At 62.2% G+C, this 15612-nt stretch carries 14 protein-coding genes and 1 other RNA gene; 6 read left to right on the top strand and 9 right to left on the bottom strand.

Annotated features, from left to right (window positions below):
- Positions 1–7: 7 nt before the first annotated feature.
- The 7 genes from arsC to hisN form a co-directional block, all read right to left on the bottom strand.
- Positions 8–343 (bottom strand): arsenate reductase (glutaredoxin), encoded by a 336-nt coding sequence (arsC, locus tag ACYQ1P_RS07520; protein WP_460019723.1) that lies wholly within the window; start codon positions 341–343, stop codon positions 8–10.
- Positions 344–445: 102 nt separating this feature from the next.
- A complete protein-coding gene (locus ACYQ1P_RS07515) occupies positions 446–2071 on the bottom strand; it encodes an ABC transporter ATP-binding protein (RefSeq protein WP_460019722.1) in 1626 nt (541 codons plus the stop codon).
- The gene (locus ACYQ1P_RS07510) at positions 2068–3093 is read right to left on the bottom strand and encodes an ABC transporter permease (RefSeq protein ID WP_460020145.1); all 1026 of its coding nucleotides are present in this window, start codon (positions 3091–3093) and stop codon (positions 2068–2070) included. Before ACYQ1P_RS07510 ends, ACYQ1P_RS07515 begins: the two co-directional genes overlap by 4 nt.
- Positions 3094–3100: 7 nt before the next feature.
- Positions 3101–4210: a microcin C ABC transporter permease YejB gene (locus ACYQ1P_RS07505; RefSeq protein ID WP_460019721.1), complete on the bottom strand. Its 1110-nt coding sequence runs from the start codon at positions 4208–4210 to the stop codon at positions 3101–3103.
- 6 nt (positions 4211–4216) lie between these two features.
- Positions 4217–6028 carry an extracellular solute-binding protein gene (locus ACYQ1P_RS07500; protein WP_460019720.1) on the bottom strand — a complete coding sequence of 604 codons (1812 nt, stop codon included), beginning with the start codon at positions 6026–6028 and terminating at the stop codon, positions 4217–4219.
- Positions 6029–6086: 58 nt separating this feature from the next.
- On the bottom strand, positions 6087–7364 hold the full coding sequence (locus ACYQ1P_RS07495) for a diguanylate cyclase domain-containing protein (protein WP_460019719.1): 1278 nt from the start codon (positions 7362–7364) through the stop codon (positions 6087–6089).
- Positions 7365–7451: 87 nt separating this feature from the next.
- Positions 7452–8243 carry a histidinol-phosphatase gene (gene hisN / locus ACYQ1P_RS07490; RefSeq protein WP_460019718.1) on the bottom strand — a complete coding sequence of 264 codons (792 nt, stop codon included), beginning with the start codon at positions 8241–8243 and terminating at the stop codon, positions 7452–7454.
- Positions 8244–8348: 105 nt separating this feature from the next.
- Here hisN and ACYQ1P_RS07485 point away from each other — a divergent pair, with 105 nt between their 5' ends.
- Together ACYQ1P_RS07485 and ACYQ1P_RS07480 are read left to right on the top strand one after the other, a co-directional pair.
- Positions 8349–9095, top strand: coding sequence for a 3-deoxy-manno-octulosonate cytidylyltransferase (locus tag ACYQ1P_RS07485; RefSeq protein ID WP_460019717.1), 747 nt, complete (start codon positions 8349–8351; stop codon positions 9093–9095).
- A complete protein-coding gene (locus ACYQ1P_RS07480) occupies positions 9092–9961 on the top strand; it encodes a prephenate dehydratase (RefSeq protein WP_460019716.1) in 870 nt (289 codons plus the stop codon). Before ACYQ1P_RS07485 ends, ACYQ1P_RS07480 begins: the two co-directional genes overlap by 4 nt.
- On the opposite strand, the gene nudC is transcribed toward ACYQ1P_RS07480, so the two are convergent.
- On the bottom strand, positions 9958–10899 hold the full coding sequence (gene nudC / locus ACYQ1P_RS07475) for an NAD(+) diphosphatase (RefSeq protein ID WP_460019715.1): 942 nt from the start codon (positions 10897–10899) through the stop codon (positions 9958–9960). The two genes, ACYQ1P_RS07480 and nudC, sit on opposite strands and share 4 nt — an antisense overlap.
- Before the next feature lie 114 nt (positions 10900–11013).
- Between nudC and ACYQ1P_RS07470 the strand changes: the two genes are divergently transcribed.
- From ACYQ1P_RS07470 to ACYQ1P_RS07455, 4 genes are all read left to right on the top strand, one after another.
- A complete protein-coding gene (locus ACYQ1P_RS07470; RefSeq protein ID WP_460019714.1) occupies positions 11014–11547 on the top strand; it encodes a hypothetical protein in 534 nt (177 codons plus the stop codon).
- Positions 11548–11596: 49 nt separating this feature from the next.
- Positions 11597–11693, top strand: an RNA gene (gene ffs / locus ACYQ1P_RS07465) — signal recognition particle sRNA small type.
- A gap of 44 nt (positions 11694–11737) precedes the next feature.
- Positions 11738–13501 (top strand): DNA polymerase III subunit gamma/tau, encoded by a 1764-nt coding sequence (locus tag ACYQ1P_RS07460; protein ID WP_460019713.1) that lies wholly within the window; start codon positions 11738–11740, stop codon positions 13499–13501.
- A gap of 121 nt (positions 13502–13622) precedes the next feature.
- Positions 13623–14954, top strand: coding sequence for a tetratricopeptide repeat protein (locus ACYQ1P_RS07455; protein WP_460019712.1), 1332 nt, complete (start codon positions 13623–13625; stop codon positions 14952–14954).
- Here the strand turns inward: ACYQ1P_RS07455 and ACYQ1P_RS07450 are convergent, their stop codons facing one another.
- Positions 14955–15548, bottom strand: coding sequence for a 2-hydroxychromene-2-carboxylate isomerase (locus ACYQ1P_RS07450; protein ID WP_460019711.1), 594 nt, complete (start codon positions 15546–15548; stop codon positions 14955–14957).
- Between the last annotated feature and the right edge of the window lie 64 nt (positions 15549–15612).

Below are 15612 nucleotides of genomic sequence, written 5' to 3'. Positions count from 1 at the left end.
AAAGCGCCTACAAAATTCCCAGCACGCTTTCCGGCGGACGGCCCAGGGCGGCCTTCTCACCATTAACCACGATGGGCCGTTCGATGGCCCGGGGGTGGGCCACCAGGGCGGCAATCAGATCATCTCCATCGAGCCCGTCGATGCCTTCTTCCTTGGCCTCCTTCGACCGCAGGATATCGCGCGGTCCCTTACCCAGCTTGGCCAGGATGGATTTCAGTTCGGCGGCGCTGGGCGGGGTGTCCAGATACAAGACGATTTCCGGCGCGATGCCCTTTTCCTCGATCAGTCCGAGGGTGGTGCGGGACTTGGAACAGCGGGGATTGTGATAGATCTTGACGCTCATGGGGGCGAATTCTCCGTCTGTGGGATGTCATGAATCATGGGGTTCCATAGCCCATTTCGTGACGCAAGGAAACCGCCTAGGGTCGCTTGATCGCCCCCAACGTCACATGCCGACCACGCCGCTCTCGTCGGCCCGCAGTTCGAAGGCGGCGGCCATCAGGGCCTTGGTATAGGCTTCGCGGGGCTGGGCGAAGATCTGATCGGCGGGGCCTTGTTCGACCACCCGACCGGCGCGCATGACCAACACGTCATGGGCCAGGGCGCGGACCACCCGCAGGTCGTGACTGATGAACAGATAGGTCAAATCGTGGTCCTTTTGCAGTTGCCGCAGCAACTCCACCACCTGTGCCTGCACCGACATATCCAGAGCCGAGGTCGGCTCGTCCAGCACGATGAACGACGGCTTGAGCACCAGGGCACGGGCGATGGAGACCCTTTGGCGCTGACCACCGGAAAACTCGTGCGGGTAGCGGTCCATGGTCTGGGGGTCCAGGCCGACCTCTTGCAGGGTGTCGGCGACCCGTTGGCGGCGCTCCTCGTAAGTGCCGCCGAGTTGATGCACCAACAGCCCTTCCTCAACGATCTGAAAAACCGACAGGCGCGGGCTCAGGGAGCCGAAGGGGTCCTGAAAGACCATCTGCATATGGCGGCGCACGGGGCGTAACTGCTTAAAACTGCGGCGGTCCAGATGTTCTCCGAGAAACACGATGGGGCCGTCGGAGGGTTCCAGCCGCAACAGGGCGCGGCCCAGGGTGGTCTTGCCGGAACCGCTCTCGCCCACCACGCCCAGGGTATGCCCCCGGCGCAGCTTCAGGGAAATGCCATCCACCGCCTTCACATGACCCACCGTGCGGCGAATCAGCCCCTTCTTGATCGGGAACCAGACCTTCAAATCTTGGGTGGCCATGATTTCCGGGGCCGTGACGGGCGCCGCATCGGGACGGCCCTTGGGCTCGGCGGCCAGCAGGTGGCGGGTATAGGGGTGCTGCGGTTGTTGGAACAACTGTTCGGTCTCTTGCTGTTCCACCAACTGGCCGTCAGTCATCACACAGACCCGGTCGGCCATGTGGCGCACGATGCCCAGATCATGGGTAATCAGCAGCAACGACATATGCAGTTTCTGCTGCAACTCCTTGAGCAACTTCAGGATTTGCGCCTGCACCGTGACATCCAAAGCGGTGGTCGGCTCGTCGGCAATGAGCAGGTCCGGCTCGTTGGCCAGGGCCATGGCGATCATCACCCGTTGTTGCTGACCGCCGGAAAATTCGTGCGGCAGGGATTTCAGCCGGGAAATCTGTTCCTTCAGCCCGACCAACTCCATCAGTTCCTCGACCCGGGCGCGGGCCTGTTTCGCGCCCATGGCCTTGTGCACGAACAACACTTCGGCGATTTGTTTTTCGATGCTGTGCAAGGGGTTGAGGCTGGTCAGGGGTTCCTGAAAAATCATCGCGATGCGGTTTCCGCGAATCTGCCGCAGCCTGCGCTGTCCCGCCCCGAGCAGTTCTTCACCCTGAAACAGGATGGAGCCCGCCGGATGATGGGCCAGCGGATAGGGCAGCAGTTGCAGCACCGACAGGGCGGTCACCGACTTGCCGGAGCCGCTCTCGCCGACCAGCCCCACCGTTTCGCCGCGCTGGATCTGAAACGATGCGCCGCGCACCGCCCGCACCTCGCGCGGCCCGTGGCCGAAGGACACATGCAGGTCGCGAATATCAAGCAATGCGGTCATTGGAAATTTTTCCTCGGATCGAAGGCGTCGCGTACCGCTTCCCCAATAAAGATCAACAGACTGAGCATGATGGCGACGACGAAAAAGGCGGTCATACCGAGCCACGGGGCAAACAGGTAGTTCTTACCCTGATTCAGCAATTCCCCCAGCGACGGCGACCCGGCGGGGAGCCCATAGCCGAGGAAATCCAGCGATGTCAGGGTGATCAACGAGCCGGACAGAATGAACGGCAGGAAGGTCAGGGTGGCGACCATGGCATTGGGCAGAATGTGCCGGAACATGATCCTGCCGTTGGACAGCCCCAACGCCCGGGCGGCGCGCACATAATCCAGATTGCGGGCGCGCAGGAACTCGGCCCGCACCACCCCAACCAGACTCATCCAGGAAAACAGCAGCATCAGGCCGAGCAGCCACCAGAAATTGGGCTCCACCACACTAGCCAGAATGATCAACAGATAAAGCACCGGCAACCCCGACCAGATCTCGATAAAGCGCTGAAACAGCAAATCGGTCAGGCCGCCGAAATAGCCCTGCACCGCCCCCGCCGCGATGCCGATGATCGAACTGACAATGGTCAGGATCAACCCGAACAGCACCGAAATGCGAAAGCCATAGATCAACCGCGCCACCACGTCGCGGCCCTGATCGTCGGTGCCCAGCCAGTTCATGGCCGAGGGCGGCGCCGGGGCCGGCACATCCAGGCGATAGTTCACCGTGTCATAGGAAAAGGGCACCAGCGGCCAAAGAATCCACCCCTCGGCTTCGATGATATCCTGCACCTCCGGGTCGGCATATTCGGTCGGCGTTTCCAGAAAGCCGCCAAAGGTGGTTTCAGGGTAATCGAACAGCATCGGGAAATAGTACGCGCCGTCAAACTGGATCAACAGCGGTCGATCATTAGCGAACAATTCCGCCCCGAGACTGAGCCCAAAAAAGAACAAAAAGATCCATAGCGACCAATAGCCCCGCTTGTTGGCGCGGAAATTGGCCAGTCGTCGCCGGGTCAGGGGGGTGAGATGCAGCACGGGATCACGCCTCCCGTTTCTCAAAGTCGATGCGCGGATCGACCACGTGATACATCATGTCGCCAATCAAATTCATCAGCAGCCCGAGCAGGGTGAAGAAATACAAGGTGCCGAAAATCACCGGATAATCCCGCTTCTGGATGGCGTCCCAACCGAGCAGACCGAGACCGTCGAGGGAAAAAATAATCTCGATCAACAGGGCGCTGGAAAACAGGATGGAAACGAAAGCCGAGGGAAACCCAGCGATGACAATCAGCATGGAATTGCGGAAGACGTGACCATAGAGCACCCGTTGTTCCGTCAACCCCTTGGCCCGCGCGGTGATCACATATTGTTGGTGGATCTGATCGAGAAAGGAATTCTTGGTCAGCATAGTCAGCCCGGCGAAGCCGCCGATGGTCATCGCCGCCACCGGCAGGGTGATGTGCCACAGATAGTCCTTGATCTGCCCCCAGGTGGACAAGCTGTCGAAGCCGGGACTGGTCAGCCCGCGCAGGGGAAAGATGTCGTAATAGCGCCCCCCGGCGAACAGGATGATCAACAGCAGGGCGAACAGGAACGACGGCACCGCATTGCCGACGATCACCAAGCCGGAGCTATAGACATCGAACCGCGACCCGTCGCGCACCGCCTTGGCGATACCCAGGGGAATGGATATCAAATAGGTCAGCAGTGTGGTCCAGAGCCCCAGCGAAATGGACACCGGCATTTTCTGAATGACCAGATTGATCACCGATTGATCGCGGAAAAAGCTATCGCCGAAATCGAACCGCAGGTAGTTGCCCATCATCATGAAAAAGCGTTCGTGCAACGGCTTGTCGAAGCCGAACCGCTTTTCCAGATCAGTGATGAATTCCGGGTCCAGACCTTCGGCCCCGCGATACTTGCTGCTCCCTTGGCCCCCGGCTTGGGCTTGCGGACGTCCGCCGCCGCTCACCTCGCTGCCGCCGCCGCTGATGCGCGCCGTAGTATCCTGGGCGACCCCTTGCAATTCGGCCAGAATCTGTTCCACCGGCCCGCCAGGCACCGCCTGGATGACCAGAAAATTGATCACCATGATGCCGAGCAGGGTCGGCACGATCAGCAGCAATCGGCGGAGAAGATAGGCCCCCATGAACGGTCAGTTCCCCCGCGCTTTTTGCAGCGCCGCCTGTTTGGCCGAGTCGATCCACCAGGCATTGAACTGCGCCCCGCGCAACTCGGTGGGCGGCGGAAAGCCGAACTTGTCCCAATAGAGCAGCCGCTGATAGGGGGTATGCCAGTTGGGGATCACGTAATGGCCCCATTGCAACAGCCGGTCCAGCGCCCGCACCCGGGTGACCAGACTCTCCCGATCCTTGGCCGAGATGACCTTTTCGATCAGCGCGTCGATGGCAGGATTCTTGATACCGATGATGTTGCCGCTGCCGTCCTGGTCGGCGGCGGTGGAGCCCCAATAGCTGCGCTGCTCATTGCCCGGCGACAGGGATTGTCCCACCGAATGGACGATCATGTCGAAATCCCGCTGCCGCCAGCGTTCCAGATATTGGGAGGAATCGACCCGCCGCACTGAGACCTCCACCCCAAGCCGTTCCATGTTCTTGGCCATGGGCAGCACGATGCGCTCGAACAGCGGGCTGTTGAGCATGATCTCGAAGGCCATCGGTGTCCCCTCGGCATTGACCCGTTGCTTGCCCTTGATCTGCCAACCGGCCTCCTTCAGCAGGTTGTCGGCCTGACGCAAATTTTCACGGATCTTGCCACTGCCGTCCGTGGCCGGGGGATTGTACTCGGTGGTGAAAACCTCATCAGGGACCTGCCCCCGGAAGGGCTCCAGCAGGGCCAGTTCTTCCGCCGAGGGTACTCCCGTGGCGGCCAGCTCCGAATTGTCGAAATAAGACCGGGTCCGTGTGTACTGTCCATAAAACAGGTTCTTGTTGGACCATTCGAAATCGAAGGCATAGGCCAGCGCCTGCCGCACCCGGGGGTCCTGAAAAATCGGACGGCGCAGATTGAAGGCAAAACCCTGCATTCCCTGGGCCTGACGGTGCGGAATGGTGACCTTGTGCAACAAGCCTTTCTCGACCTCTGGAATATCGTAGGCCGTGGCCCAGGTCACCGAAGAGTTCTCGGCCCGGAAGTCGAAGGCCCCGGCCTTGAAGGCTTCCACCGCTACCGGCGTATCGCGATAGAATTCATAGCGGATTTCATCGAAATTGTCCTGGCCGCGATTAACCGGCAGATCACGGCCCCAGTAATCGGCCACCCGCTCCAGGGTCACCGAACGGTTGGCCTCCAGCGCCTGGATGCGGTAGGGACCGCTGCCCAGAGGCGGCTCCAGAGTGGTTTTTTCGAAATCCTTGTCGGCCCAATAGTGCTTGGGCAGAATCGACAGTTCGGAGATGATCAGCGGCAGTTCGCGATTTTCGCCCGGCTTGAAATCAAAGCGCACCGTGCGGGCGTCGAGCACCGAGACCTTGGCAACGTCGGCGTAATAGAACCGGTAATGGGGATTGCCCTTGGCGATCAGGGTCTCGAAGGTCCATTTGACATCCTCGGCGGTGACCGGCTGTCCGTCGTGCCAGCGGGCTTCCGGACGTAGCCGGAATTCGATCCACGAGCGATCCTCGGGCATCCGCATGGCTTCGGCGAGCAGGCCGTAGCGGGTGAAGGCCTCGTCCTGGGCGGCGACGGTCAGGCTGTCATAGATACTCCCGGAGGCGGTTGCCGCCTCGCCCTTGGGGATGAACGGGTTGAGCGAATCGAAGCCGCCGATTTCCGCCAATGTCACCGTCCCGCCCTTGGGGGCATCGGGATTCACGTAATCGAAATGCTGAAAATCGGGTCCGTATTGGGGCGTGCCATGCATGGCAATGGCATGAACCCAGTCCGGGCCTGCGGCCTGGGCCGGCCAGGCCAGCATCAGGACGGCGAATAGAGCGGCAAAACGCATGAATGGTTTCTCCCAAGGCAACGAAGACAGCGGATGATGAACGTTCCCCGTGGCGGGATCAAGGCACGGTCGGCTTTTCGCTGAACACGAAAGCGTTGCGACCGGCTCCCTTGACCTTGTACATGGCCTCATCGGCCTGTTCCATCAAAGCCTCCGGGTCCTCCCCATGGGTCGGGAACAGACTGATGCCGATGCTGGCCCCGATGGTGATGTCGGCCCCCTTGATGTTGAAGGGAGCGAGCAGCAGAGTGAGGATCTTTTCGGCGATGGCCGCCGCTTCCTCCGGTGCCGCCATCTGTTCGATCAGCACCACGAATTCGTCGCCACCGACCCGGGCCACCGTATCGGTGGTACGCACGCTGCGACTCAGGCGTTCAGCGACGCCGCGCAGTACGTCATCGCCCACTTGATGGCCGAACAGGTCGTTGATCGGCTTGAACTTGTCCAGATCCACATACATCAAGGCTAGATAGATGCCGTGACGCTTGGCGCGGGAGACTGCCCGGTTGAGGCGATCCTGCAGCAAGGCCCGGTTCGGCAGGCCGGTGAGAATGTCGTGATGGGCCAGTTGGCGGATTTTGTCCTCGTTGGCCCGCCGCTCGGTCACATCGCGCAGGGTGGCGATGAAATTGCGGTGCCGCCCTTCCTCCACCTCGGTGACCCGGATCTCTGCTGTGAAAATGCTGCCGTCCTTGCGCCTCGCCTCGAAGTCGCGGCTGTTGTCGACCACGTTGGAATGTCGCCGCCTGCGATATTCCGCTATGGCCGATTTATGGAATCCCTTTACGTCGCCGGGAATGAACATATCGACGGACCGGCCGATCACCTCCACCGACTGATAGCCGAACATCTGCTCGGCAGCGGGATTGAAGGTGTGAACGAGGCCCTTTTCATCAATGGCGACGATGCCATCGGCCAGCGAGTCGAAAATCCGCCGCAGTTTTTGTTCCTGTTGTTGGGCCTCGTGGGCGGCGCGCAGAAAATCGGAAATATCGCGCAACTCGATGATGAAGGACTTATCGACCCCGGCCAGGGGCTGCACGGTCAGCACCGCCTCCCGGCTCGGCCCATCCAGGGGGAAAATCTTCAGCGGTGTGCCGTCGGGTTCATCAATGAAGGCGGCCAAGTCCGTGACCATCAATTGGCCGAACTCGGGCGGCACGAACTCTGCCAGGGTATGTCCGATGACCTGTTCGGGCCCCGTCGCCCCCAGAATCCGAAGGCCCGCAGGATTGATGTAGGTGATCGAACCGTTCTGACACAAACAGACCAAGTTGGTGACGGCGTTCAGGGCCTGCTTGAGCAGTTCCGTATCCAAGGCCAGTTTCACATCCATCTTATTTCTTTTTTTGTAAGACAAGGATAGAACAGATGGGCTCAAAAAGCCAGAAATCGTCCTTTTTCGGTCGGATGTAAATTACCCTTAGGTAGCAATGACCGATATTGCCTGTTGATGCAGCGCAGGGGTTCCAGCGGCCAGCACCCGACCATTACTGTGCAGTCCCAATGGACGGCCTTGCCAATCGGTGATGACGCCCCCGGCATTTTCGATGACCGCCGTCGGGGCCAGATAGTCGTAGGGCTGCAACTGCGCTTCGCAGACCAGATCAATATGACCGCTGGCCAGCAGGCCATAGGCATAGCAATCGACCCCGAACCGACGCAGACGCACCTCCCGGGCCAGAGACTGGTAAATTCCCTCCAAGTCGCCGGGAAACATTTCCGGGTCGGTGGAAAACAAAATGGCGTCGGAAAGATTGGTGCAACGGCCCACATGGACCTGCCGACCGTTCAGGGTGGTGCCATGGCCAAAGGCCCCGATCCAGCGCTCGCCCAGGGCCGGATGGTCGATCACTCCGAGCACCGGCTTGCCATGGTGCAGCAGGGCGATCAAAGTGCCGAAAGTGGGCTGGCCGCAGATGAAGGCCTTGGTACCGTCGATGGGATCGAGCACCCAGACATATTCCGCCTCCAGGTTATGCGCCCCATGCTCCTCGCCGAGAATGCCATGATCGGGAACTTCCTGGGCCAGCAGTTGACGGATCGCCATTTCCGCCTTGCGGTCGGCGATGGTGACCGGGCTGGTATCGGCCTTGTTTTCCACAGCAAATGTCTGGCGAAAAAAGCCCATGATAACGGCCCCGGCGGCATCCGCCGCCCGGCTGGCCAAATCAATCATCTCATCGGGACAGACATCGGCATTCAAATGTTCCATGATTTCCCCTGCGGCGATTCCTTTTGGCGTCTATGGTAGCCTGCCGGATGGGGCGGCGGCAAAGTTCTTTTCTCCCAACGTCAGAAAGGGCTACAGTTCTGTCCCATGACCTTACCGAGCGCCCCCATTGTCCTGATTCCGGCCCGCCTGGCCTCCACCCGGCTGCCCGGCAAGCCGTTGGCCGATATCCATGGCGAACCGATGATCGTCCATGTCTGGCGGCGGGCCTGCGAGGCCGACATCGGGCCGGTGGTGGTGGCCTGTGCCGAGCCGGAAATTGCTGCTGCCATCGAGGCGGCGGGCGGACAGGCGGTACTCACCCGGGCCGATCATCCGTCGGGCTCCGACCGCATTTTCGAGGCTTTGCAAAAGATCGACCCGGAAGGCCGCCATGATGCCGTGATCAACCTGCAAGGGGACCTGCCGACCCTGGACCCGCAGATTGTCCGCGCCACCTTCGCCCCACTGGACGATAAGGCGGTGGATCTGGCGACGGCGGTCTGTGAAATCCAGAACGAGGAAGAGCGCCACAACCCCAATGTGGTCAAGGCGGTGGTCGCCTTCGCCCCGGGCCGCGACATCGGACGGGCGCTGTATTTCAGCCGCGCCACGGTGCCGGCCGGGGAAGGTCCCCATTACCACCATATCGGGCTCTATGCCTATCGCCGGGCGGCGCTGGAACGCTTTGTCGCCCTGCCGCCGGGGGTGCTGGAAACCCGCGAGAAACTGGAGCAGCTCCGGGCGCTGGAAAACGGCCTGCGCATTGATGCGGCGCGCGTTGACACGGTGCCGCTGGGCGTCGATACTCCCGCCGACCTCGAACGGGCCCGCAACATTTTGAGACACCCATGACCGACCCCAGCAAGACCATCGCCTTTCAGGGCGAACCCGGTGCCTATTCCGATCTGGCCTGCCGTTCGGTGCGCCCGGAGATGACCACCCTGCCCTGCCCGTCCTTCGAGGAGGCCTTTGCCGCCGTGGCCGGGGGGCAGGCGGACCTGGGCATGATTCCGATCGAGAATTCGGTGGCCGGGCGGGTGGCCGACATCCACCACATCATGCCGCAGTCCGGGCTGCATATTATCGGCGAGCATTTCCAGCGGGTGAATCACCACCTGTTGGCCGTCCCCGGGGCGCGCCTCGAAGACATCACCCATGTGCATTCCCATGTCCATGCCCTCAACCAGTGCCGCAACCTGATCGGCGAGTTGGGCTTGCAGCGGGTGGTCAGGGTGGATACGGCGGGCGCGGCGGCGGAACTGGCCAGATCCGGCGACAAGACTCAGGCGGTGATCGCCTCGGAGTTGGCCGGGGAACTGAACGGGCTGGTCTCCCTGCGCGCCGATATCGAAGACGCCGCCCACAACACCACCCGCTTTCTGATCCTGGCTCGCGAGCCCATCGTGCCCCACCCCAAGGCCGGACGGATCATCACCACCTTCGTCTTTCGGGTGCGCAACGTCCCGGCGGCGCTGTTCAAGGGCCTCGGCGGTTTCGCCACCAACGGTATCAACATGACCAAGCTGGAAAGCTACATGCTCAACGGCTCCTTCGCCGCCACCCAGTTCTATGCCGACGTGGAAGGCCACCCGGAAAACCGCCCCCTGCGCCTGGCGCTGGAAGAACTCCAGTTCTTCTCCCACGAAGTCACCATCCTCGGCGTCTACCCGGCCCATCCGTACCGATATCTGGAAATGGCGAACGGGGCGGCGGATTAGGTTTCCGACAGCCACCTCTCGACCAGATGCCTGGCCATGGTGTCGCGGCGGGGGAGGGCGATGTTCAGCGCCTTCAGGTCGTCGAACTGGCGGCGGGTGACCCAGCGGGCGGATTCCAATTCGCTGTGATCGACGGTCAGCCGCACGGTGCGGGCGCGGGCGGTCAGGCCGACCATCAACGAGGCCGGAAACGGCCAGGGCTGGGACTGCACATAGTTCACATCCTCGATTTCCAGGCCGACTTCCTCCATCACCTCGCGTCGCGCGCAGGCTTCCAGGCTTTCGCCCATTTCGAGGAATCCGGCCAGACAGGAATACATTTTTGCGGGCCAGGTGGGTTGTCGCGCCAACAGACAGGCCCCGCCATCCGGCCCCGAACGGGTAATCAGCACCAGCACCGCCGGATCGGTGCGCGGAAAATGCTCGATGCCGCAGTCCGGGTTGGTGCAGCAACGCACATGGCCGCCTTCCCGGGCTTCGGTGAGATGGCCGCAGGCCCCGCAATGACGCTGACGGCGGTGCCAGTACAGCATCCCCCGGGCATAGGCCAGCAGCCCCGCTTCGAAGGGGTCCATGAAGGCCCCGCAGGAACGTAAATCCATGAATTCCGCTCGCCCCATCAGCGGCGTCAGATCGAACAGCTCATGGTCCGACAAATCGGCGGCAAACCAGGCATGGCCGTCCTTTTGCCCCAGGAAGGTCACATCGCGGGCCATATGCAGGGTGCCCCGCGCATGGTCGCCGGTCAGGGTGACGGCGCTGGGGCGGCTCGGGGCGTCGGCGGGCAGGATCAGATTATGGTCGCGCCAGACGGGAATCAGGAAACTGCTCCGGGCATGCAGCCGCGCGGCGATCCAATCGGCTGACTTGCGGTCCGTGGCGGCCCGATCCAGGTCGAAGGTGTCGTAGGTCAGGGGAAGAAAAGGGGCGTTGTTCATGGCTGCAAGGTGACATATCCCGGCCCGGAAACCAAGCCCCGGCCCCCTTGACCATTGCGTTCAACGGTGGAAAGCCGCATAACTTGTACAGTGATTGGACAGGGGGAATGGGTTATGCGTGAAGCATTGAAAAGTGGTGTGGCGGTGCTGGCGGTTTTTGGACTGCTCGGTTGCTCCGAGGTGGATTTGGTCAATTCCCTCGGTGCCAGTTACGATTTCGCCCCTCCCTATACGGAACAAGCCACCCAGGCCCTGGCCGCCGCCGATTGGCAAAAGGCCGAAACCCGAGAAATCCTGTTTCTCGAAAGCGGCCTGAAACCGCCGTTCCTGTACATGAAAAAGGGCCAACCCTACCTGTTGCGCGTGGTCAACACCGAGGAATCTCCACGCACCCTGAGCGGCGTGGACTTTTTCAGGAATGCCGCCGCCACCGGTTTGACCGGCAGCGACGAGCCCGATCCCTTGAAAGTGGTCTCGTTTTCCGTGGCCCCCAAGGAAACCCGGGAAATTCATGTGGTCCCCATGGCCGCCGGGCGCTATCGCTTCAATGACGCGACCGACAGCCTGTACATGCCGGTGCTGTCACAATTCTCAATCGGGTCCGGGTCCATCAGGGGGATCGCCGGTGTTTTCGTGGTTTCGGAATAAATTCGGGAATCCTTGCCTTGGGGAGGGTCGGCTTGCTATATAGCCCGCGAGAGGCTGGCGGTGGACGACTCTCTCGCCAACCCGGTCAGGTCCGGAAGGAAGCAGCCGTAACGAGTTTCGAATCGGGTCGCTGTCCAGTCTCTCACTTTAACGATCCCGCCCGCCGTCCCCCCAACCAGACGGGCCTTTGATGAGCGATCTCGCCCCCCCTGCCGCCCCACAGCCTGCCGCCGGTGAATACCGGGTGCTGGCGCGCAAGTATCGACCGACGGATTTTTCCGGTCTGATCGGTCAGCAGGCGCTGGTCCGCACCCTCACCAATGCCATTGAATCGGGACGTCTGGCCCATGCCTTCATCCTGACCGGGGTGCGTGGCATCGGCAAGACCACCACCGCTCGAATCATCGCCCGCGCCTTGAACTGCATCGGCCCGGACGGCAAGGGTGGGGCCACCATCACCCCCTGCGGGGTCTGCCCCAACTGCCGCGCCATCGCCGAGGACCGGCATGTGGACGTGTTGGAAATGGATGCCGCGTCGCGCACCGGGGTGGACGACATCCGCGAAATCATCGAAGGGGTAGCCTATCGCCCGACTTCGGCGCGCTTCAAGATCTACATCATCGACGAAGTGCATATGCTCTCCCGCAACGCCTTCAACGCCCTGTTGAAGACCCTGGAAGAACCGCCCGAACATGTGAAGTTTATTTTCGCCACCACCGAAATCCGCAAGGTGCCGGTGACCGTGCTGTCGCGCTGTCAGCGGTTCGACCTGCGCCGGGTGGAAATGCAAACCTTGATCACCCATTTCGCCGCCATCGCCGACAACGAAAAGGTGACCATTGATCCCGCAGCCCTCGGCCTGATCGCCCGCGCTGCCGACGGCAGTGTGCGCGATGGTCTGTCGCTGCTCGATCAGGCCATCGCCCATTGCGCGGGAACCGTGTCCGAGGCCCAGGTGCGCGACATGCTGGGACTGGCCGACCGGGCGGTCACTTTCGATCTGCTGACCGCCGTGCTTCGTGGCGACCCGGCGGCGGCTTTGGGGATTCTTGACACCCAGTACAAATCCGGGGCCGAGCCGACCGTGGTGCTCGAAGACATGCTCGACCTGACTCATTGGCTGACCCGCATCAAGGTCGTGCCGAAAGCCGCCGAGGGGAGCACGGTCTCTGAAATCGAGCGCACCCGAGGCCGCGAAATGGCCGATGGCCTGGGTCTCGCCACCCTGGCCCGGGCCTGGCAAATGCTGCTCAAAGGGATTCAGGAAACCCGCGCCGCGCCCTCGCCCTTTCAGGCGACGGAAATGATCCTCATCCGGCTGGCGCATGCCTCAACCCTGCCGACCCCGGAAGAGGCCCTCAAGACAGCCGGCGGCGGGACAGTCCCTCCCGGTGGCGGCGGCGGCGGCACATCCTCCCCCACCCCCGCCCCGTCCGCCATGGGATCGAGCGCCCCCCCGTCGCGCGCCCCGTCCACTGCGCCGCGCGCTGCATTGGCCCTGGTCGCGGGCGACCCGCAAGCAGAAACGACCCTTTCCCCCGAGTTGCCCGATCCGCAGACCTATGACGCGGTGGTGGCTCTGGCCGAGGCGGAACGGGAGGCCATTCTGCACGCCGATCTGATCAACAACGTGCATCTGGTCTCCTTCGCCCCGGGCCGCATGGAATTCCGCCCCGGTGATCATGCGCCAGCGGATCTGGCCAACAAGCTGAAGCGCTTTCTCGATGAGAAAACGTCGCGCCGTTGGGCCGTCACCGTGTCCCAGCGGGACCCCGGCGCGGCCACCCTGCGCCAGCAACAAGACGCGGAAACGGCTCATTTGCGGGCCCGGGTGGCCGAACATCCGATGGTGCGGGCGATGCTCGACACCTTTCCCGGAGCCGAGATCGCCGCGGTCCGGGCACCTGCCCCACCGGCGCTCGGAGCGTCTTCGGAACCGGACGAAGACGAATAATCGAAGAAGTTTCGGCCTCTTAGGACATTTTTTACCAACGGGCGTCAGGATTCTATTGTATTTTTGATATGAACGGGATTTGTCCGGGCGTGATGCCCGACGACTCGACGGGAGATAAGCGGTGAAACGGATATACCGGTATGCGGCGACGGTTCTGGCGACGACGGTGATTCTCACAAGCTGCGGCGTGGTGACGGATCAAAGCATGCTGAAGCCGGAATTCTGGACCAACAGCCCCTTGAAAAAGGACAACGTCGAGGCCGAGTTGGGCATCGCCGAACTGACCAAGGGCAATTTCGTGCTGGCCGAGAGCCACTTCGACAAGGCCCTCAAAGCCAACCCGAAGGATGTGCACGCCCTGTTGGGTCGGGCCATCCTGTATCACCACACGGGGCAGGTCACCCGCGCCCGCGCCATGTACGAGGCAGTGCTGGCCCTGCGCCCGCCGGAAACCGAACAGTTGATGGTGATGAACAATTTCACCACCCGCCCGGTATCGGAAATTGCCAGCGTCAACATGAGCCTGCTGCAAAGCGGCGGCGTGGTCGGCCAGATGGAACGCGGTGCGGCGGGCCTCGACGGCGAACCCCAGGGCAGCGCCATGACCTCCAGCATGATGCCCGGCATGTCGCCGTCCGGCGAGAGCATGGGCATGGAGATGGGCGGCGCCATGGTCGGGGCCAGCGATGCCGATGCCCATATCGTATCGCGGTTCGAAACCCTGCGCGCCCTGCGGGATCAGGGCCTGATCAGTCCCGACGAATATCTGGCCCGTCGCAAGGCCAACCTGGGGGCCCTGACGCCCCTGACTGCGGCACCACCAGCCGCCGGTCTTGATCGTTCGGTGCCGACCACCGATCAGATTCTCGGTCGTCTGCGGGCCATCGGACGGGCCTTGGAAATGCGGGCCATGACGGTCGGCCAGCATGCCGCCGAACGGCAGATGATTCTCGATGCCCTGCTGCCCGAATCGCCGGTCGCCATCGCCGCGCCGGCGATCCCGCCCCAAGGCCTGATGAAGGCCGCCGACGCGGTGCGCCGACTGGAAATGCTGCAAGAAGAAAAGCTGATCACCTCCGATGAATACGCCAAGGAACGGGCCGCCATCGAACATGGCCTGCAACCGGAGCCCCCGGCCTCGTTGAAGGCCCAGTCCGACGCGGAGGGCGGCATGTCCATGGGCATGAGCGGCCCACAGCCAGCGGTGCATATCGCCTCCTACCGTTCCGAAGCCTCGGCGCGCAAGGGCTGGGAGCAAATCCGCAAGGCCAATTCCGCGCTGCTTGGAGGCTTGCAGCCGGAAATCACCAAGGTCAATCTGGGCCAAGGCAAGGGCATTTATTATCGGCTCAAAGCCGGACCGCTGCCCAGCAAAAACGCCTCATCAGATCTCTGTCGTAAGCTGAAAGCCCGCCGTCAATACTGCGAACCCAGTTTCACCAACCAGGGCTGATTACCCCAATTTCTTGGCGGCCAGGGCGATGCGGTCCTGGCCCCAGAACATCTCCCCATCAATGACCAGGGTCGGCGAGCCGAATACCCCGGCGGCCATCGCTTCTTCGGTGCTGGCCGCGAACTTGGCCTGGGCCTCGGGCGTCGCCGCCTGCGCCGCCAGCGCCGCCCCATTCAATCCGGCACCCTCGGCGATGCGGGTCAGAGTGGCGGCATCGGCCAGATCGGCCTCCTCGGCCCAGACCCCGCGCAGCATCCCCATCACCAGCGGCCCCACGTCGGCCCCCTGATCCCGCGCCGCGATGACCATGGCCCCGGCCAGATCGGTCGGGATCGGGAAATGCTTCGGCTTGAGATTCAACGGCAGGTTCAGTTCAGCACTCCAGCGCCTCAGCTCGGTCAGGCGGTAGGCCTGCACGGAGGGATGTCGCTTGCTTGGCGGCAGGGTGCCGGTGACCGGAAAGATTTTGAGCAGATCAATGGGCCTGTAGACCAGTTCCACATCGGGGCGTTGGCCCAGAGCCATGATTCGCGGCTGTCCGAAGTAGGTGAACGGCGAAATCAACGCGCAGTAATATGTAATCGTCTTGCTCATTTAAGGGCGTTCCCTTTATCCATTGGGCAGGGCGCGTAAAAGTAGTCTCCCATCTTATGGGACA

The sequence above is a fragment of the Magnetospira thiophila genome (assembly GCF_054657015.1).
This window is presented reverse-complemented; position numbering and strand designations above follow the sequence as displayed.

What these genes read in the sequence shown, in the direction of transcription:
- arsC (WP_460019723.1), bottom strand. Translation starts at nt 343, where the DNA reads ATGAGCGTCAAGATCTATCACAATCCCCGCTGTTCCAAGTCCCGCACC.
- ACYQ1P_RS07515 (WP_460019722.1), bottom strand. Translation starts at nt 2,071, where the DNA reads ATGACCGCATTGCTTGATATTCGCGACCTGCATGTGTCCTTCGGCCAC.
- ACYQ1P_RS07505 (WP_460019721.1), bottom strand. Translation starts at nt 4,210, where the DNA reads ATGGGGGCCTATCTTCTCCGCCGATTGCTGCTGATCGTGCCGACCCTG.
- ACYQ1P_RS07500 (WP_460019720.1), bottom strand. Translation starts at nt 6,028, where the DNA reads ATGCGTTTTGCCGCTCTATTCGCCGTCCTGATGCTGGCCTGGCCGGCC.
- ACYQ1P_RS07495 (WP_460019719.1), bottom strand. Translation starts at nt 7,364, where the DNA reads ATGGATGTGAAACTGGCCTTGGATACGGAACTGCTCAAGCAGGCCCTG.
- hisN (WP_460019718.1), bottom strand. Translation starts at nt 8,243, where the DNA reads ATGGAACATTTGAATGCCGATGTCTGTCCCGATGAGATGATTGATTTG.
- ACYQ1P_RS07485 (WP_460019717.1), top strand. Translation starts at nt 8,349, where the DNA reads ATGACCTTACCGAGCGCCCCCATTGTCCTGATTCCGGCCCGCCTGGCC.
- ACYQ1P_RS07480 (WP_460019716.1), top strand. Translation starts at nt 9,092, where the DNA reads ATGACCGACCCCAGCAAGACCATCGCCTTTCAGGGCGAACCCGGTGCC.
- nudC (WP_460019715.1), bottom strand. Translation starts at nt 10,899, where the DNA reads ATGAACAACGCCCCTTTTCTTCCCCTGACCTACGACACCTTCGACCTG.
- ACYQ1P_RS07470 (WP_460019714.1), top strand. Translation starts at nt 11,014, where the DNA reads ATGCGTGAAGCATTGAAAAGTGGTGTGGCGGTGCTGGCGGTTTTTGGA.
- ACYQ1P_RS07460 (WP_460019713.1), top strand. Translation starts at nt 11,738, where the DNA reads ATGAGCGATCTCGCCCCCCCTGCCGCCCCACAGCCTGCCGCCGGTGAA.
- ACYQ1P_RS07450 (WP_460019711.1), bottom strand. Translation starts at nt 15,548, where the DNA reads ATGAGCAAGACGATTACATATTACTGCGCGTTGATTTCGCCGTTCACC.